This window comes from Chryseobacterium sp. OV279 (assembly GCF_900128945.1).
Lineage (GTDB): Bacteria > Bacteroidota > Bacteroidia > Flavobacteriales > Weeksellaceae > Chryseobacterium.
Genome location: NZ_FQUD01000002.1, coordinates 110,614 through 129,546, shown reverse-complemented (window position 1 = coordinate 129,546; position 18,933 = coordinate 110,614). Strand labels below are relative to the sequence as shown.

The window sequence follows — 18,933 nt, the reverse complement described above, 5'->3', positions numbered from 1 at the left end:
TATTCAAGTGCATCCGAAACTCGTAACCATAATCATCCTAAAACATTCAAAGTTTCCGAAACTCGCACTCCGTAACACGAATTTCGTAACAACTCTCAAACCCTAAAACACTCCCACTCGCCTACTCAAAACTCGCCTACGTCATCATACAATCCCCGTCGCCATCCTGGTATTTTGGATCAAAGTCTTCGGGCAGGTCATTCAGCAGTTGTTTGTGGAAAAGGTATTCGCGTTTGAAATCACGTTGGTAGATCTTTGGAAACGTTTTAGATACGTTCAGTTTTTCATTCAACTCTTTCTGGTAGCTAGTGAGGGCTTTTACTTTATGTTTAACGATAAAATAGTTTAAAAAATCTGTAAAATAATCTAAGCCCGATTCTGAGAACAGGTACGGAATTTTAAGGTATCCGTCTCTTAACAGCAGTAATGAGCAGGCTGTTAAAACATTATTGTCGTCGTATACTTTTACCCAGACGTATTTAAAAGTATTGGCATAACTTGAAAAGAGGTATTTCTCCTCTTTTTTTCCTTCCAAAACCCACGGATTTTTAATGAATATATTAATTTCATCAGCATTTCGTCTGCTTTCGAACTTTGACATAAATTCAGAACTTTCAGTGTCAATATGATCCAGAATCTCAAATTTAAACTTTGGCTTCTTTAAAGGGCCATTTTTTAAAGCAATCAAAGAATTGGCGGCTATATCTGTTATTTGAAAAAGAGGTGTCAAAACCTTTGTTCCACGCTTTTTCTCGGGAATCATTTTAGCAGCATCCGTCCTGAAGTAGTAGCGCTTACCTTGTTTTGGGAAAACATCTTCAAAAACACCCATAATTGTATAAAGTGCTTCCGCTTCTTTCGTGAATTCTGTGATGGCGATACGGTCATCATATTCTTCAAAAACCTTTTTCAGCAGTTTTTTCGGAATCCTTTTCTTACGGAATTCACTGCTTACATATAGCGTACTCAACCAAGCGTAGCTGAATTCATTTCCATCGATGATAAAACTGTCTGGGAAACAACCTACATAACCGGCCAGTTTACCTTCACAGAAAGCCAGAATAAGAAGGGTCTGCTCATCTGAAGCCTTTGGGTTTTTAATATGAGATTCTGCACGGTGTCTGGTAATGGGCATAAAATCATATTTCAGGAAATCTCCCGAAGCAATAAACTCCTGCAGTTGTTTTCTGTTATACGTTTTCAGCTCTATCATTTCCGTACAATTGTATTTTTATTGATGATCTTTTTCAGTCTGAAATAAGCGGTTTCTTTTTTCAGAATCCTTTCTCCGCTCTCCCCCATTTCCATTGGAATTCTCTGAAAGTTTCTTTTCACACTGTCCAGTTTTACGCCTGCACATCCAAAGCTGAATTTGATTTCTTCATTTTTAAACAGTTCGTCAAAGAACTCTTTTTTTACCCCGAAATCTGTGAAAGGAAATGCAAAAGTTTCATGTAAAAAACCATTTTCTTTCAGATAACCGAAAGTTCGATTGGTAGTTTCCATTTGCTGTTCCAGAGAAAGATCTCCATATTTGGGATGATCCCAGCTGTGGGAGGAAATTCCAAATCCTTTTTCAGTCAGTATTTTTAACTCATCTGTGCTGAGATAGGGCTTCTGTTCTTTTGAATAGATTTTATAGTCTGTTTCAAGCTTTTCTGCCAGAATATTGAGGATTTCTTTTTCCTGAAAACTGATGTTTAAAATCCTGTTAACTAAAGCTTGTATTTCCACTTTATTTTCCAAATTCAAAACGCGATATACTTCAGGATCTATCGTTTTTCTGTTTCCGATTTCATCGATCAGCAGACTGGCTTTGCATCTGAACATCATATCTTTATTATCCACAAAAGCGGGATTGATAAAATTACAGGCATAAATTCCTTTACGTTCCAGAATGGGAACCGCCACCTCATAAAACTCCCTGAAACCGTCATCGAAAGTCAGCAAAGCGATCTTTTTCTTTGGCTTAAAACTGCCATTGACAAAGTCTTTGAATTCTGACCAATTTACAAACTGGAAATGCTTTGAAAAACAGTCCAGATCCTCTTCAAACTGTTTTTTATTTTTATAATTGATGACATGTCTGATATGAGGTAAATTATCATCAGAAACGCTGTGATAAAGGGGCAGACAGTAATCCAGCGGAAAAGATTTTCCGATATCGTCCGTTTCGAAGGCAGTAAGGATATTGATGATTTTGTCTTTCATCTCTGTTAAATAAAAAAGAATCTATTCAAATTGGATTTAAATAGATTCTTAAAGGTATGATTTTTATGTATTATTTGATCACCTTCATTTCGTCAATAAGCCATTTGGAATCGGCAAATTTATCGATAATGAACAGGATATATTTTGTATCTACCATAATGTTTCGGCTGAAACGCGGGTCATAGTTGATGTCACTCATCGTTCCTTCCCACTGTCTGTCGAAGTTTAGGCCTACAAGATTTCCGTTGGCATCAAGCGCCGGACTTCCTGAGTTTCCTCCAGTAGTGTGGTTCGTAGCAGTGAATCCAACAGGAACATCTCCTGATTTGTCCTTATAAAATCCGTAATCTTTTTTGTTGTAAAGATCAATCAGTTTTTTAGGAACATCAAATTCATAATCTCCCGGAACATATTTTTCTATAACTCCGGCAAGGTGCGTCTGGTAGCCGTAAGAAACAGCATCTTTAGGTGTAGAACCTTTTACTTTTCCGTAGGTTACACGAAGCGTAGAGTTCGCATCCGGGAAGAATTTTCTGTCTTTATCCGTTGCCATCTGCTGCGCCATGAATTTCTTCTGAAGATCATCAATTTTCCCCTGAAGAGAAGTAAACTGAGGATCTGCATTTTTCATATACGTTTCCTTCATAGAAACATACAACTGATAAATAGGGTCTTTTTTCAACGTCTTAACCAGCTTGTCCTGATTAGAAAATGCTTTTTCTACATCCGTTGTCAGGGCTGCTCCGTTCACCTGAGCTCTTCCTGTAACGATGGAGTTTTTAGACATCTCCTCGATCATCGGAATATTCTGGTTTTCGTCTTTGTATTTATTGAATCCTACAGGTAAGAACTGAGGGGCCGTTTTATTAGCATATAAAGCCAATAATTTTGCCGTTACTTTAGCATCAAGCTCTGCGCTATAATCTTTGTAGAATGAAGTCACTTTTGTTTTTAATTTCGCAAGCTCTTTTTCATCCATTCTTCCTGCTTCTACGGAAGTTACATAATCGTAGTAATCTCCTGCAAGCTTCAGCGTTTCCGCATTTCTTACCACTTCTGTGTAATACGCATTGTTTAATGCGTAAGGAGCCTGGTCGTTGTACAGTTTGTTCAGCTGGTCCAAAGTAGTTTTGATCTCAGGATTTTTAGCGACTAAAGATCCTTCATACATTACTTTTTTCTCTACGGCATTAGACTTTTTCAGTCCTTCTACCTCACCGATCCATTTTTTCCAGTAATTGGCTACGGATGCATATTTAGAAGCATATTTGATACGTGTTTCGCTGTCTACACGCATTTTTTCGTCTAATGTTTTCAAAGCCACATCACGTACAGCAATTCTCGCCGGATCAATATCTTTCATAATCTTCTCCACAGCTACTGCAGGAAGATATTCCGTAGTTTTTCCAGGGAATCCGAATACGAATGTAAAGTCGTTTTCAGCTTTATCTTTTATAGAAACCGGCAGATAATGTTTTGGAACATAAGGAACGTTGTCTTTCGAATATTCAGCAGGCTTGTTGTCTTTCCCCGCATAAATTCTGAACATCGAGAAATCTCCGGTGTGTCTAGGCCAAACCCAGTTATCTGTATCGCTACCAAATTTACCTATGCTTTGAGGCGGTGCCCCAACCAAACGGATATCTTTGTAAGTTTCAGTAGTAAAAGCGTAATATTTGTTACCGTAATACATTGGTTTTACAATGATCGACTGGTAAGATTCTATTTTCTGAGCGTTTTTATAAACCTCAATATTCTTGCTGATCTTTTTAGCCAGTTCAGGTTCAACAAGGTTGTCTGTTCCTTCTAAAATCTGATCGGTAGCTTCTTTGATATCAACAATGAAGTCTACTTTTACGCCAGGATTCGGAAGTTCTCCCTCAGGATTCTTAGCCCAGAACCCGTTTGAAAGAAGATCATTCTGAACTGTAGAATGTGCCTGAATCTGCCCGTATCCACAGTGGTGGTTGGTCAGTAACAATCCTTTTGGAGAAATGATTTCCGCAGTACATCCGCCGTTAAACTGTACCACCGCATCCTTTATGCTTGGCTTCTGGGTATTGAAAATGTCTTTGGCAGAGATCTTCATTCCCATATCCTTCATTTCCTTTTCATTCAGTTCTGTCGGAATCCACATTCCTCCATATTGCTGAGCGAATGCCATTGCAGCCGGCAAAAGAAATACGGATAAAAGTATCTTTTTTGTCATAATCAAAATTTTGCCCCAATTTACAAAGAATATTGTACATATGCCTTACGTGGGGGAGGATTTTAGATTTTAGACTTCAGACTCCAGATTTCAGACACGAGACTTTTAAGTCTAAGGTTGAGATTGAGGTTGAAAAAAGGCAATTGTGAACTTTGCTTCGCAAGTGAATCGTGAATTTAAGAAACAAGAGCCAAGAACCAGGAATCAAGATTTCAGATTTTAGATATGTTTCGGGATGCGAGTTTCGGGTTTCGAGATTCGAACCAGCAACTGTCAACCAGCAACTAGCAACTCTCTTGCTCTAAAACCCTAAAACCCTAAAACACTCAAACACTCAAACTCTCCGACTCTACACCCCCGAAACGGCTCAGTTTTTGTTTCAAACACCGCACATAATTATTAATATATTTAAATTACTTTATCATGATGAATAGCAAAATGTTCATTCTCGGAATTGCATCGGCGGTCTTTTTGGCATCGTGTAATCAGAAAGAAAAAACGACTGAAACGACAGATGCGGCAACGGATTCTGCGGCTGTACAGACCAATCCTGCGGACAGCATTACGAAAGCAACTCCTACTGCGGCAGGCGATACTTCGGAAAACGCTCTTGACTGGCCGGGAACTTATGAAGCGGTGGTTCCATGCGCCGACTGTCCTGGAATCAAAACTTCCCTGACTTTAAATAATGATAAAACGTTCAGCATTACTGAAGAATACATCGACAGGAATTCAAAAAACCAGGATAAAGGTACTTTTGAATGGGATGCTTCAGGAAGCGTAATTACGTTAAAAGGAAAAACAGCCAGTTACAAATATAAAGTAGGCGAAAACATCCTGATACAGCTTGATATGGACGGACAGGAAATCACCGGGCCGAACAAGGATCTGTATGTTTTCAAGAAAAAATAAAGGCTCAGGCCTTTATTTTTTTGTATTTACCTTAAAATTGATAGGCTGTGATTTTAGGGTCATTGATAAGGCTTCTTACCACCTCATCGTGTTTGGTATGTTTCCCGGTGAGCCTCCACGTTATGGAAAGATTTCCCTGTGAATACTGCATTTTCAGCATAAAATATTTCAGATGGTGATCTTCAAAAATTTTTTCACAATGTTTTATATCTTCTGATCCCGCTACCGTGATTCTGTATTCCCTGATCTTGTGGCTGCTGTCTATGAAATTCTGCAGATAGATAAGTGCACTGAGAATTAAAATAACCAACGCTGTTCCTAAAAGCGAAAGATACACGTATCCCGAGCCTACGGCCATTCCAATAGAAGCGGTCGCCCAGATGGTGGTGGCTGTTGTGATTCCATCGATTTTATTGTCTCCTTTAAAAATAACGCCGGCTCCAAGAAAACCTATTCCGGTAATGATATTGGCGGCCAGACGATCCGGATTCTGAACTCCGATTTTAATGGAAAGAATAGTGAACAGGCAGGATCCGAAACATACCAGAATAAAGGTCCGCAAACCCGCAGATTTGTTCCTGTATTCCCGTTCTGCACCGATCAGCAATCCCAGAAGGACTGAGATAAGTATAAGAAGCAGTTCGTTTTGGACGGCATAGTGATCCTGAAGAAATTCCATTGTCTAGCGTTTTACCTGAATAAAATTACAATAAAAAAGCATACTGCCGCATTTTTTGATCGGGCGATTTTGTCCCTGTCAAATTCTCATTTCAAAGAAAAGTTTTGTAATATTACATTTTAATACGCATCAAAAAGATTCACCATGGCTCCTATATTTTTTGCAACAACGGAAGAATTCAGAAAGTGGCTTGAGGAAAATCATACAACAGAAAAGGAAGTTTTGGTCGGTTTTTACAAAAAAGGTACCGGAAAAGCATCTATGAACTGGTCTGAATCAGTTGATCAGGCTTTATGTTTTGGCTGGATAGACGGGGTGAGAAGGTCGGTAGATGAAGAAAGCTATTACAACCGGTTTACGCCAAGAAAGCCCAACAGCAACTGGAGCCTCATCAATATAAAAAAGGTGGAAGAACTTACGAAAGCCGGACTGATGAAACCTGCAGGACAGAAGGTATTTGACGCAAGAAAAGAGGACAAAACGGGAATTTATTATCATGAAACGGAATATATTCTTGATCCGGCTTATGAGAAAGAATTTAAAGCTCACAAAAATGCCTGGGAATTTTTTGAAAAGCAGGCGCCATCTTATAAAAAGGTGACCATTCACTGGCTGATGAGTGCCAAACAGGAAAAAACAAGACTTTCAAGATTGGAGAAAATCATCAGCGAAAGCGAACAATTAAGACGATTAAAATAAATATACAGTATACTTAAAAAATAATTTATGGAGAAAGAGATTTCACACTTTTGGTTGGGATATTTTAAAAATGAAGATGAATTCGATGCTTTTGCTGAAGAGGATGAAAGTTATTATACGGAGGAAGAAAACGAAGACCTTTATGTATCAAAATTCGCTGAAACGCAAAACATACAGTGGTTTGATTATGATTTTCTGGAATATGGTTTTGAAGATGAAAACTTAGGCATCTATGAAAAATTCACAGATTATTCTTACGCCGATCAATGGCTTCCGATAATTGAACAAAAAATCAATGAACTGGGTCTGGAAACTCCGGTGAATGCTATTATTTTCGCGAATAAACATGCCATCCCCAATCCGGTTTCTGTAAACGATGAGGAGTATGCATTGTACTACATCGGTGAAATTGAATATAATATCTAGTCTTTTATTAGATTAAAAAGGCTTTAATAAGGATCACAGGAATCTGCTGAAGGTTTTTGTGATCCTTCTGTTTTTTAGATACTTAAACTACTTATGAATTAATTGCATTGATTCTGATAAAAGGAGGAATGGATATGTAATGATTTAAAATTTCACGCCGATTAATCAGATGATGCAGATTTTTCACTTTTTCAATTTGCTCTATCTGTATCTTCTGCGAGAGTATATCATTTTTGTTGAGTCACAACTTTTGCGCCTGAATCCTATTTATTATTTTAATTATCTTAGGCTTAAGAAATCACCAATGAAACAGATTTTATTTATTTTATTCATGCTATGCTCATCCTTCTTTTTTGGGCAGAAAAAATGTACCTTAAAACTTGAAGCCAGCACTGCTAATCTGCAAAGCAAAGGGGTTGTAGAATTGACTGTTACCAATGTAGGAAACAAAAAAATTAAGATCAATAAAACCTTTTCACCTTACAGAATGCAGCTTAAGATGGGAAACTATATTGCTGATGTTGATTGTTTCAAAGACTGCATCAAAAAAACCACAAAAATAAAACCCGGACAGACTTACACTTACCCGATCCCAATCAAAGAAACGATTCAGTATCCTAAACTGATCACTGGAAGAACGTACCAATTTCATCTGTTTTTTGATCTGATTGATCTGACGAATGAAGATTGCAATATATATGGTCTGAAAGATGAAGAAATTACCTACACCAAAGTAAACCATGACTAAAACTTTACTGTTTCTCCTCCTTTTTCCGTTCTGTTTCAAATCTCAAAATATTGAAAATAAAGATGCATTTAAGAAATGTAAAAAGGAATTTTCAAAAGAGATATGTCTTTCTGATGAAGATCGGGACGGATTTTTGTTTTATCTCGACCGATGCCCGAAGGAATCCGGAGAAAAAGAAAACCAAGGATGTCCATGGCCGGATAGTGATCATGACGGTGTTATTGATCAATATGATGCATGTCCTGCAGTTGCCGGACCTGCTGAAAATAATGGCTGCCCGTGGCCGGATCAGGATGGTGACGGAATGCTGGATAAAGATGATTCTTGTCCCTTGGTACCCGGTCCTGAAACGAATAATGGGTGTCCCCGCTGTAACAGACCTCCCGTTAATTAAACTAAAAACAGACTCCAATTTTGAAAAAAATAATACTGATCTTCTTTTTACTCATGCTGACTTTAGGATATGCTCAAAAACTCCCCATATTCGCACTCCGGTCAGAGGTGGGTTCTTATACTCAATTTGGACTGCGGGGTTTAAATAAAAATCATCTATATGTCATTTTAGGCGCATCCGATCCTTCACCCGGATCTCCATCTCAATATCTGATGTATATTTTTACTGAAAAAGGAGATGTAAGTGCCTATTATAAAGACGGTCCTCTTTCTTCCAAAATAGTGGAGCTTTCACAGGAGGATAAGAAGCGTCTTTTTAACATCATCCAATCAAAAAAGTTTAAAAAGTTTCTGAAATATAACCAGGCTGATTTTGAGTTGAAAGACAAAAATAAAAACTATCCGGTTTTACTTGATACCACTTACAGTCTGACTGTGATTCAAAACAACAAACAAAATAGCTATTCCTATTTATCAAAAAAATACCTGAAATCTGACCATCCACGTATTAATAAGCGTATGTTGAAAAAATATGTAACTATTTTGGATATGTTCGGAGAAGTGAAAACCAATAAAAGCATTGAGTTTCCTTAGAAAATCTTATTTTAGATAAGTAAAGATTTCTGATATGTACAAAAAGCTTATTATCGTCAATGTAGCGGTCATCCTGCTGGTGACTGCCGTGTATATTTTCGGATATTATTTCATCAATTATCCTGTGAGTTTTGATCTATGGGAGATGGTTAAAGGATGCCAGTTGCAATATCTGCCAGCTGTTTTTGTCGTGACAGCATTGGCTTCTTATCTGGTCAGCAGCCTGGATTTTAAGAAATTAAACTTTAAAAGTAAATTTTTAAGCGTATTCCCTTTTTTAAATACGCTGGCTTTGGCATTTTTCATCTACATTGCTGCTGAAGGATTTACAAAAAACAAAAAAGAGCTTACCAAGCAGGAGAATTATTACATCAAAGAAGCTCAAAAAGACATTAAAAAAGATCAGATCGTTATGAGGTATACAGGAGGACTCTCACTCCCGGTGTATGATCAGGTAACGACCAGAAAGATAGACAGTATCGGTAAAAAATATGGTATTATTTCACAAAATACCGGATGCACCATTGATCCGATAGATATTAAAGCTCAGGAAAAATACAATGAAATGACCGATTCTTATCTGGAAAAAAGGAATGGAAAAGGCTGGAAGGAAAGGATGAAAAACGAGATTGATGAGCTGAAGAAAATTAAGAATCATAGAAATAAGTAAAAAAACTTAAATGAACGAAGATCTGCAAAACGAAATTAATTTACATTCTGCCGGAGCTACAGTGCGGCACCAATCTGATTTTGATCATTTGAAAAGCCATAAGAATGAATTTGACTTAGACCAAGAATTTATCAACAAGTGGGTCTTACCGTTCTATATGAAAATACGCAACACTTCAGACTCGTGGATTGAAGAGGTGAAGCAACTTAAAGATGAGATCACTGAAGAAGTTACCTCTGCGCTTCTAGGGGATTTTAACTGGAGGACAAGAACTGTGGGAGCTTATTTTTCTGCCATAAAAAACTATGAAAACCAGATTGATACCATTGGTGTACATCTTCTTAAAAGTGAAGTATGCTATGCAGGTGATGTGTATGCCCTCGTTTTTGCTTTTTATAATAATGAGAAAACACTTGACTATCTCAATACATATCTTGATTACTATTTACAGAAACCTCAACTCTATTTTGATCAGGAAAGAGTGATGGAAACTGTCGTTTATCTGGATACCATCAATGGAACCCATAATTTCGCAAAGCATCTTACTCAGTGGGAGAAAATGTTGGAGAACAGAAATCAACTATCTAAGATAAGAAATATACAAACTGCTGGTATCATTGAACAACAGGAAGGAAAAACTAAAGCTGAAGAATTTCTGGCAGCTACAAATAATTTCAAATCCAAATATAATCTGGATACAGAATGGATCACTGAGCAAATCCAACTCTTGAACGAATTAAGAGAATACGGTAGATAATACATCCTTGGAAGGAAAACATCTAATGAATAAAAAAACACCATGGCTTTAGCAAAAAAAGGACTCCGAAAAATAGTGGTCGATGATCAGATCTTTTATTGGAAAATAAGAAAGATCGTTTCACATAACGAAAAACATGATGATGAATATGGAATTCCTGTACAGCATGAAAGTGAAGGCCAGCTTCTTTTGATATATACCGGTTTCTGCAGATCCATCGATTATGGCAGAGAATTGATGAATATTACCCCAAAGCTCATCCAAGCCAAAATCACGGAAGCCATAGAACTGGGATGGAACTATGACCAACCGGGAAAAGCGGTTGATCTTGTCAACGGGGAGCTGATTAAAAGATAAAATATATTCAGACAAAAAACAAAAAACCTTGAAAAAAATTATTCTCCTATTCGCTGCATTTCCGCTGCTCTATTCCTGCAAAAAAGATAAAACATCTGATGCTGTTCAGAAAAAGGGGGAAGCCACAGAAAGTATGCTGCAAAAAGATTCGGTAAATAGTAAGAATTCTGAACTACAGGAGAACTCGATTAAAAGTGAAAAAAAACCATCTGATCTGGTTCCCGGCGGATATGAAATTCAGTACGACGCGGAAGGAGATCTCAATCAGGATGGGTTGGCTGATATTGCCCTTGTCATCAGGAAAAAAGAAGATACATTGGCTGGTAGAAAAATGATGATTCTACTAAAAAATCCGGATAAAACCTACCGCGTGGATAAAGTTTCCGACACTGTGCTTCCTGATGAATACAACGAAGCCGGTTATAAGATGCATGACCCCGAAGATATCACGATTGAAAACGGAGAACTGAGCATTAATTTATACGACATCGGACCTAATGGAAACCAATTCAGCAGATTCAAATACCTGAACGGAGATCTCATCCTGACTTATCTTGAAACATATAATATGGGAGCAGGTTCTCATTCGGCAATATTCTACCAACCGATGAAGGGAAAATTCACCCTTGAAACCGTGAATACCATGGAGGAAGAAATGCCTACAGAGTCCAAAAAATTTCAAATCAAAAGGGAAAGATATGTATTTGAAAAAACGTCTCCGGATGATGTGGTAAGGAAAGCTTATGATCTTGCAAGTAAATAAAGCCAAATTTTCACCGGGAATTCATCTAAAAAATAGCGAAAAGGGGTAATTGATATTAATGTGTATTTATTCGAATTTTGTTGTACAGGTTTGAAAAGACCTTATTCGAAAAAACAAAATTAAAAAACCATCAATATCATGAAAACTCTACATTTCGGACTTTTAGGAAAGGAAAATACAGGTCCTTTTATTGTTACTGCCATCCTTTACAGTATGATTTTATGTCTTCCCTTTATTTATTTCCTGTATCTGAAGGGGCTGCCTCATTATTCCAATCATGAAAACATAGATTCAGATGGAAAAACCATTGTTGTCAAAGACTGGCGGGATGATGCAGAATCCAGACAGTTTAAATTGCTTACAAGAGCCTCCATTTTCAGTGCTGCCTTATCTTTCGGAGCACTTGGCGCAGCAGTAAGTTTGATCACGAGGGCAAGAAGGTCAAACGTTTTTGATCATAAAATAACGATTAGGGAATTAATCTCCATACAGACCATAGGTGCCATTTTTGCTCTTATTCTTTCTCTTATTTTTATGGGTGAAATGATCGGGGGTACACTATTTCCCAATGCTGATGAATTTTATTATATTGTTTATATTCCCGCGGCATTAGCGAAATTTCTGGTCTGGTCTTTTCTGGCAGGTTTTGCTGAAAGATTCGTACCCAACATCCTTGAAAACCTTACAAAACTTAAAGATACAAATGAAGAATCCTGATACAGTCAATCTAATCAGCTTCATCAAAAACTACCCCTAAAGTAGTATTTCACAGGAAGTTCAGACTTAATATCTTTACCCTGTATTTCTTTAAGGTATTAATTACTCTTTTAAAATACACTCCGAAAAACAACAAAGGAAGGTAAGATCAATGAGGTGAAAGATGATTATTAGGGTTTCCTGCAGAAAAAGGGAACACTTCAGAAGGCTAAATTTTTAGTCTTCTTTTTTTATGTTAATTTCTGTCAAATCCGGGGTATCTTAAAAGAAAAAGGTGAGTTTAAAACCCACCTTATTTTATTTACAATATTTTCTATTAATGCGCTTCCAGCCAGTTATTCCCGACTCCCACTTCTACCAATAACGGCACCTGGGTTTCCAGAGCACTTTCCATTTCTGTTTTGATCAGTTTTGAGGCTCTTTCAATTTCATCTATCGGAGCTTCAAACACCAGTTCGTCATGCACCTGAAGAAGCATTTTAGTCTGCAGTTCCTGTGCTTTCAGTTCTTTATCAATTTTAATCATGGCAAGCTTTACAACATCTGCCGCGCTTCCCTGAACCGGCGCATTTACTGCATTTCTTTCCGCATGGCCTCTTACTACAAAATTATTGGAATTAATGTCTTTTAAATGACGTTTTCTACCTAAAATTGTTTCCACATAACCTATCTGGCGGGCTTTGCTTACCTGCTCTGCCATGTATTCCTTTAATTTCGGATAGGTTTCAAAATAGGCTTCGATCATCTGTTTGGCCTCACTTCTTGAAAGACCGGTCTGCTCTGCCAATGCAAATGCTCCCTGACCGTAGATAATCCCGAAGTTAACGGTTTTAGCCTGGCTTCTCTGGGTTTTGGAAACTTCTTCCAATGGTATTCTGAACAGTTTTGCGGCTGTAGATGCGTGAATGTCCTCTCCATCCTGGAACGCTTTGATCATATTGTCTTCTCCTGAAATTTCAGCAATCAGGCGTAGTTCAATCTGCGAGTAATCGGCAGAGATGATCTTTTTTCCTTCTCCTGAAACGAAAGCTCCTCTGATCTGCTGTCCGCGGAGTGTTCTGATCGGAATATTCTGAAGATTCGGGTTTACACTCGCCAGACGGCCTGTAGCGGCTGTAGTCTGGGAGAAATTGGTATGTACCCTGCTATCCTGCTTATCGATCTGTGAAGGCAGTGCATCCACGTAAGTCGATTTTAATTTCTGATAGGTTCTGTATTCCAGAATATGCTTGATGATCTCATGTTTTGAGGAAAGCTTTTGAAGGACATCTTCGGAAGTTGCATACTGCCCGGTTTTTGTTTTCTTGGCCTTAGGATCCAGCTGCATTTTTTCAAAGAGAATTTCTCCAAGCTGCTTCGGCGAATTCATATTGAATTCTTCTCCTGAAAACTCAAAAATGGTCTTTTCTAATTGTCTCAAATCATTTTCAAGGTCAATACTTTCCTGTGCCAGCCATTTTTCATCCAGTGAAATTCCGGAAAGCTCCATTTTAGCAAGCACCTCCATTAAAGGCATTTCTATGTTGAAGAAAAGATCTTCTAAGTTTTCTTTTTTCAGTTGTGGAGCAAAGAGTTCGTACAGTTGGAACGTTACATCAGCATCTTCTGCTGCATAATCCGTCTGTGTCCTCAGGTCTGCATCTCTGAAAGTCCCCTGGTTTTTCCCTTTTTTCCCGATAATGGTTTCAATGGAAACGGGTTTATAATTCAGATAGACTTCTGAAAGATAATCCATCCCGTGTCTTCCATCCGGGTTCAGCAGATAATGGGCAATCATGGTATCAAACATGGCCCCTTTCACCGTAATATCGTACTGCTTTAATATTTTATAATCGAATTTTAAATTGTGCGCGATTTTCAACAGGTCCTCTTTTTCAAAGAATGGTCTGAAGATTTCCAGCGTTTGAAGCACTTCTCCTTTGTCCTCAGATAAGGGAATATAATAAGCCAAACCTTTTTTGTAAGAGAAACTCATTCCCACAAGCTCAGCTTCCAACTCATTCAGTGAAGTGGTTTCGGTATCAAAACAGACTGCTCTCTGCTTTAATAAATTACTGACCAATACTTTCTGTGCTTTCGGGTTATCTACAAACTGATACAGATGGTCATTGTGATCTATGCTGGATTTGGTAGACGTTGCCTGATCCAGTTCTTCAAAATTCGCAAAAAGATCAAGCTGCATGGCCTGCCCTTTCACTTGGGTTGCTTCAGCAATCTGTTTCACCTCAACTTCACGTACTACCGCTGTTTCTATAGGTGCAGAAGCAAAGGCTCTGTAAAGATTTTCGTATAATCTACGGAATTCAATTTCTTCAAAAACTTCTTTTACTTTTTCAAAATCTGGCGTATCAAGATCATACTGCTCCTGATGAAATTCTACAGGTGCATCACAGATAATGGTTGCTAATTTTTTAGATAAAATTCCGCGTTCTGCAGAAGCTTCCACTTTTTCTTTCAGCTTTCCTTTCAGCTTATCTGTATTCTGCAACAGGGTTTCTATATTTCCAAATTCTTTAAGGAATTTCATCGCCGTTTTCTCTCCTACTCCATCCAGTCCCGGAATATTATCTACGGCATCTCCCATCATCGCAAGGAAATCAATCACCTGCTTAGGATCTTCAATCTCGTATTTTGCTTTTACTTCGTCTACTCCAAGGATTTCTATATCACCGCCTTTTAAACCCGGTTTATAAATCTTGATCTTATCGGTAACCAACTGGGCAAAATCTTTATCCGGCGTTACCATGAACGTGGTATAGCCTTCTTTTTCTGCTTTACAGGCAATGGTTCCTATAACATCATCCGCTTCATATCCTTCCACTCCCAGGATGGGAATGTGCATAGCCTGCAGGATTCTGTGAATATATGGAATTGCAATTTTGATGGCTTCAGGAGTCTCACTTCTGTTGGCTTTGTATTCTGAATAATCATCCGTTCTAACGCTTGCCTGCCCTACATCAAAAACAACTGCCAGGTGAGATGGCTTTTCCCTTCTGATCAGTTCGATCAAAGAATTGGTAAAACCGAAAATAGCAGAAGTATCCAGTCCTGTACTGGTAAGTCTCGGATTCCTGATCAATGCGTAATATCCTCTAAAGATCATTGCATAAGCATCGATGAGAAAGAGTCTTTTATCTTGTGTTGCGTCCATAATATCTATAATGAACAAATATAAGAAAATAGGAATATTTTTAGGAGTGATGAGTTATAAATTATGAGTGATGAGTTTCGGGGTGCGCGGTGCGGGTTTGAGAGTCGGAGGGTTGAGGGTTGTAGAGTGTTTGGATGTGAGAGGAAGTTGCTGGCTGGGGGTAATCAAGACAACTGCCAGGTGGCTTCGAGTGACTCAGCCACCAGTAACAATAGCATAAAAAAACAGAACAACATTTCTGCTGCTCTGTTCTGATGTTATTTTTTTTAAAAGACTTGGGTCTATTCATTATTGACCTCCTGGCCACATTCCGCGGTACTCAGAGTTTCCTAAAGTAATAACCTCTGCGCTGATTACGAAGCTGATCAGCATACTGTTGCTGTCAACTGCGTCGAAGTCTACTTCGTGCTGGATTACATATCCGTTTTCCCAGTTCAGGGTAGTTAAAGTACCTTCTTCGTGAGATTTATTGAAAGTAACTTCACCTTTTGTAGGCTTGTATTTTCCGTTCAATAAACTTTCTAAGATATCAGATTTTTCAGTAGCTTCTACTGTTACTTTGATAAGAGCATTAGAAGGGTCTGATGCTACACGTCCTGAAACGTCTGTAGATCTTGATACGCTATAATTAAGCTTTAATAATTTTTGACCTTCTCCTCCGTTGAATTTTAAGATTCCTCTTGAATTTGCTGCCATGATTGGTGAATTTAATTGTTATATATTGTGTGAATAGTGATTGATTACAGAGCAAAGATAGACCCGATATGGGCTAGGAAAAAGTTTTTAGATACAAATCTCAGATATTGTAGTAATTCTACGATTTGATGTAGTAATTCTACGACTTTTGAGTTAACATAATGCTTAAAATGCTTATTGCTAATGGATTCAATTATTTTTTCAAGCTTAACAAAGATTATAATTTCACACCATTAAGGGAAATAATATGAGATTTCAGACATAAAATACAAGGCTAAGATTGAGGCTGAAGTTGGGAAGCGTTAATGGCTAATTTTGCTGAATAAATGAAATGCTCATCAACTATCATTCTCCTGATTTGAATACCAGTAACTGCTTTGAAAATTCCTCTTTCTTATTCTTACAAAATTTAATTCTTTTTGAGCTTCCTTTAGAAATATTTTAAGATTCTCACCTTTTTCTTCTTCATATAGGCTTCTGTATTCAACGTCTTTAATAAAAATATCCTGACTGTTTTTCAGACAAAATCTAAAATAGACCTTTGAATTTTGCAATATGGGTGACTTTGTTTCATAATTGTATGAATAAAATCCTTTAATATCAGCTTTAAGATATTTTTTCTGCTTCCTGTTTCCTTTTTGTATAAAGAGATATTGATCATTAAACCAAATTTTTACCTGGACAGAAATCGCTTTTAAAATCAGATAGCAGGTCCCGAAATAAAACAATGTAAAAATACTCACCAAAGAAAGCCTAAAACCACCTTTGAATAAGAAATAATACAAAGATGCATATAAAAACAGACATGGAATGATCACAAAAACCGTCCAGATTGTATGGTAGGGCAGAACATTTTTAAATGTAAAGATTTTTTTTTCATAGAGAAATTTTGAAGGATGTCCCTTACGGAAATATTCTTCAGATCATTTTATTGTTATTATGTATAATACAAAAAGACCTTTTCAGGTCTATTTGTATTTATATGTGTCTTCTCCAAGAAATCAAAAGATGGGAGAACCTAATTATCCATGATTCGCAAAGACATTGATTCCGTTTCCGGCATCTTCCGCCATTGCATTGGCTAAAGCTTTTCTAGAATCTTCCGAAAAACCGGTTGCAATAAAAGGGAAAAAGAACCCAATAAATCCACCTCCTTTAACGCCAAGTTTTCCAATGTTTTTAATGTTTTGCAATTTTAACGCAGGGAGGTTTCTTGCTAAATTAGGGAGATTTCTAGGACGAACTCTTCCTAATCCATCTTTTGCAGTTTGCACCAGTGATTCGGAATATTTCCCATTTCGGATATTCTCCACAATCGCTTTTCCTTCCGGTGTTTTCCATACTTCCCTTGAATTGACCCCATCCAGTGCTGACAAATCCCTAGCTAATACTGTTCCTTGTTTTATTTCTATAAGATTTTTTTGCCAATCCTGAACATACCATTTTCCATTAAAAAAAATAGGTGTCTTTCCATCTCTACTGGCTAATCCTCCTTTTTCATTAAGCTCTAAAATATCAGGACTGGCAAGATCGCCGGGAGTTGCATTTAAAGGATCTTTAATATAGCCTGGTATTCTGCTATTTTCATCAACTTTTTCATTCATATCCTGATAATGGGTATTGTCTTCCAGAGAATTATTTCTGATCGCTTCTCTTTCCTGATAAGTTAATTCATTCATTGCCAACATGGTTCCTCCCATCCATAATGCAACTTTTCCTAACCCCCCAATCCCAGCTGCCATAAAAGCTTCACCTGCGAAAATAGCGAGGCCCGCACCACCGAAAAAAGAAGCAAAAGCATTAAATCCTATTTCTTTACTATTATTACTATCAATCTGTTGCGCATATTTCTTAGCTACGGCATAGCTAAAAATAGGAGTAAGTATTCCTCCTGCATCACATGAAAGCATAGAGTTTTGAGTAATCGCATTCTTTTGGTCAAATCTCACAGTCATATGTTCTATTTTCCAGCTGCCATTTTCCAATGAACCAGTACACATATGATTTATTTTTGTAGATTGATAAACGCCTGCAGCAACGCTTATTGCTGCTACCCCTATTCCTATAGCAATAACCCATCCCACAGGATTTGATAACAAGGCAAGTCCCACTAATATTCCTGCTCCAAAACATAAAAAACTCCACATTGCATTTTTAGGATTTTTACAAGGAAATTCCTTATCTCTAATATTTCTGTCCGCAACTGTAAGCAATGGCCTTTTCATATCTTGCCCGTAAAATACAGTTGGGCTACTTCTTGTATCAATGAATTGTCTGGGCTCTGAATCTGTCTGAAATGTACAGATAGCATATACGTCTTTAGGTATGTATGAAGCACTCATAATATTGCATTTTTATTTTGTGGAATACCAAAATCTATTATTAAATCTATTCTTCTCAATTATTTCAAAATTAAGTTCACTCTGTAATGTTTTGACTATGTTTATCAAAATACTAACATCCATTCCCTCAATGCTATCAATAAATATTTTTCTATCATTATTAAGCTGTAATTCTAGTTTTAAAGCTGATCTTTTTTGAGAGGTGTTATAATTATATGAATAAAAACCTTTAATATCAGATTTGAAATATTTCTCCTCTTTATTGTTGTTTCTTATGATATATAAATGATCTTTGTCAAATTTCAATGTTATATCTGCAGATATAAGTTTCATAGCGAAATACATTGTTATAAAACATAATAGACCGAAAATCATCATAAATGAAAGTTTAAAATTTACACCTAAAAAGTAATAATATACTCCACCCCAAAGTAAAATACAAGGGATCGCTAAGAGATAAGCATACATTGGATTAAACGGTATTACATTTTTTAAATAAAATTCTTTTTTCATATATAATCATTTAAAACGATTTTAAAATTTTTGAATTCTCCGTTTTTTCATTTGAGTTGATAGACGTTTAGTGATGACTGAACACCAATAACTGTT

The 18,933-nt window shown here is 37.2% G+C and carries 19 protein-coding genes; 11 read left to right on the top strand and 8 right to left on the bottom strand.

Annotated features, from left to right (window positions below):
* Positions 1-136: 136 nt before the first annotated feature.
* The 3 genes from BUA72_RS08605 to BUA72_RS08595 form a co-directional block, all read right to left on the bottom strand.
* Entirely contained in the window at positions 137-1,213 is a 1,077-nt protein-coding gene (locus BUA72_RS08605) for a GNAT family N-acetyltransferase (protein WP_072922610.1), read from the bottom strand.
* The gene (locus BUA72_RS08600; RefSeq protein ID WP_072922609.1) at positions 1,210-2,211 is read right to left on the bottom strand and encodes a polysaccharide deacetylase family protein; all 1,002 of its coding nucleotides are present in this window, start codon (positions 2,209-2,211) and stop codon (positions 1,210-1,212) included. The genes BUA72_RS08605 and BUA72_RS08600 overlap by 4 nt, the downstream gene beginning before the upstream one ends.
* 70 nt (positions 2,212-2,281) lie before the next feature.
* Positions 2,282-4,420, bottom strand: coding sequence for a S46 family peptidase (locus BUA72_RS08595; RefSeq protein WP_083544161.1), 2,139 nt, complete (start codon positions 4,418-4,420; stop codon positions 2,282-2,284).
* 423 nt (positions 4,421-4,843) lie between these two features.
* Between BUA72_RS08595 and BUA72_RS08590 the strand changes: the two genes are divergently transcribed.
* Positions 4,844-5,332, top strand: coding sequence for a copper resistance protein NlpE (locus BUA72_RS08590; RefSeq protein ID WP_228407851.1), 489 nt, complete (start codon positions 4,844-4,846; stop codon positions 5,330-5,332).
* A gap of 31 nt (positions 5,333-5,363) precedes the next feature.
* On the opposite strand, the gene BUA72_RS08585 is transcribed toward BUA72_RS08590, so the two are convergent.
* Positions 5,364-6,011 (bottom strand): MgtC/SapB family protein, encoded by a 648-nt coding sequence (locus tag BUA72_RS08585; RefSeq protein ID WP_034728448.1) that lies wholly within the window; start codon positions 6,009-6,011, stop codon positions 5,364-5,366.
* Positions 6,012-6,155: 144 nt separating this feature from the next.
* On the opposite strand from BUA72_RS08585, the gene BUA72_RS08580 reads away from it, so the two are divergent.
* From BUA72_RS08580 to BUA72_RS08535, 10 genes are all read left to right on the top strand, one after another.
* Complete coding sequence (locus BUA72_RS08580) at positions 6,156-6,710, top strand: YdeI/OmpD-associated family protein (RefSeq protein WP_072922607.1); 555 nt, start codon at positions 6,156-6,158, stop codon at positions 6,708-6,710.
* A gap of 27 nt (positions 6,711-6,737) precedes the next feature.
* Positions 6,738-7,136, top strand: a complete 399-nt coding sequence (locus BUA72_RS08575) for an immunity 22 family protein (protein ID WP_072922606.1) — start codon at positions 6,738-6,740, stop codon at positions 7,134-7,136.
* 304 nt (positions 7,137-7,440) lie between these two features.
* Complete coding sequence (locus tag BUA72_RS08570) at positions 7,441-7,884, top strand: hypothetical protein (RefSeq protein ID WP_072922605.1); 444 nt, start codon at positions 7,441-7,443, stop codon at positions 7,882-7,884.
* The gene (locus BUA72_RS24200; protein ID WP_139259574.1) at positions 7,877-8,278 is read left to right on the top strand and encodes a thrombospondin type 3 repeat-containing protein; all 402 of its coding nucleotides are present in this window, start codon (positions 7,877-7,879) and stop codon (positions 8,276-8,278) included. The genes BUA72_RS08570 and BUA72_RS24200 overlap by 8 nt, the downstream gene beginning before the upstream one ends.
* 20 nt (positions 8,279-8,298) lie before the next feature.
* Positions 8,299-8,871 (top strand): hypothetical protein, encoded by a 573-nt coding sequence (locus tag BUA72_RS08560; protein WP_139259573.1) that lies wholly within the window; start codon positions 8,299-8,301, stop codon positions 8,869-8,871.
* Positions 8,872-8,905: 34 nt separating this feature from the next.
* Positions 8,906-9,541 (top strand): FEKKY domain-containing protein, encoded by a 636-nt coding sequence (locus BUA72_RS08555; RefSeq protein ID WP_072922603.1) that lies wholly within the window; start codon positions 8,906-8,908, stop codon positions 9,539-9,541.
* Between the two features lie 10 nt (positions 9,542-9,551).
* Positions 9,552-10,298, top strand: a complete 747-nt coding sequence (locus BUA72_RS08550) for a DUF6000 family protein (RefSeq protein ID WP_072922602.1) — start codon at positions 9,552-9,554, stop codon at positions 10,296-10,298.
* A 42-nt stretch (positions 10,299-10,340) separates the two neighbouring features.
* Positions 10,341-10,655 carry a hypothetical protein gene (locus tag BUA72_RS08545; protein ID WP_072922601.1) on the top strand — a complete coding sequence of 105 codons (315 nt, stop codon included), beginning with the start codon at positions 10,341-10,343 and terminating at the stop codon, positions 10,653-10,655.
* Positions 10,656-10,683: 28 nt separating this feature from the next.
* Positions 10,684-11,418 (top strand): hypothetical protein, encoded by a 735-nt coding sequence (locus BUA72_RS08540; RefSeq protein WP_072922600.1) that lies wholly within the window; start codon positions 10,684-10,686, stop codon positions 11,416-11,418.
* A gap of 138 nt (positions 11,419-11,556) precedes the next feature.
* The gene (locus BUA72_RS08535) at positions 11,557-12,135 is read left to right on the top strand and encodes a hypothetical protein (RefSeq protein ID WP_072922599.1); all 579 of its coding nucleotides are present in this window, start codon (positions 11,557-11,559) and stop codon (positions 12,133-12,135) included.
* 316 nt (positions 12,136-12,451) lie between these two features.
* On the opposite strand, the gene polA is transcribed toward BUA72_RS08535, so the two are convergent.
* From polA to BUA72_RS08505, 4 genes are all read right to left on the bottom strand, one after another.
* Positions 12,452-15,286, bottom strand: coding sequence for a DNA polymerase I (gene polA, locus BUA72_RS08530; RefSeq protein WP_072922598.1), 2,835 nt, complete (start codon positions 15,284-15,286; stop codon positions 12,452-12,454).
* 288 nt (positions 15,287-15,574) lie between these two features.
* Positions 15,575-15,982, bottom strand: a complete 408-nt coding sequence (gene tssD / locus BUA72_RS08520; RefSeq protein WP_175548870.1) for a type VI secretion system tube protein TssD — start codon at positions 15,980-15,982, stop codon at positions 15,575-15,577.
* 1,022 nt (positions 15,983-17,004) lie between these two features.
* Complete coding sequence (locus BUA72_RS08510; protein ID WP_072922595.1) at positions 17,005-18,324, bottom strand: hypothetical protein; 1,320 nt, start codon at positions 18,322-18,324, stop codon at positions 17,005-17,007.
* A gap of 12 nt (positions 18,325-18,336) precedes the next feature.
* Positions 18,337-18,837, bottom strand: coding sequence for a hypothetical protein (locus tag BUA72_RS08505; protein WP_072922594.1), 501 nt, complete (start codon positions 18,835-18,837; stop codon positions 18,337-18,339).
* Positions 18,838-18,933: the final 96 nt, after the last annotated feature.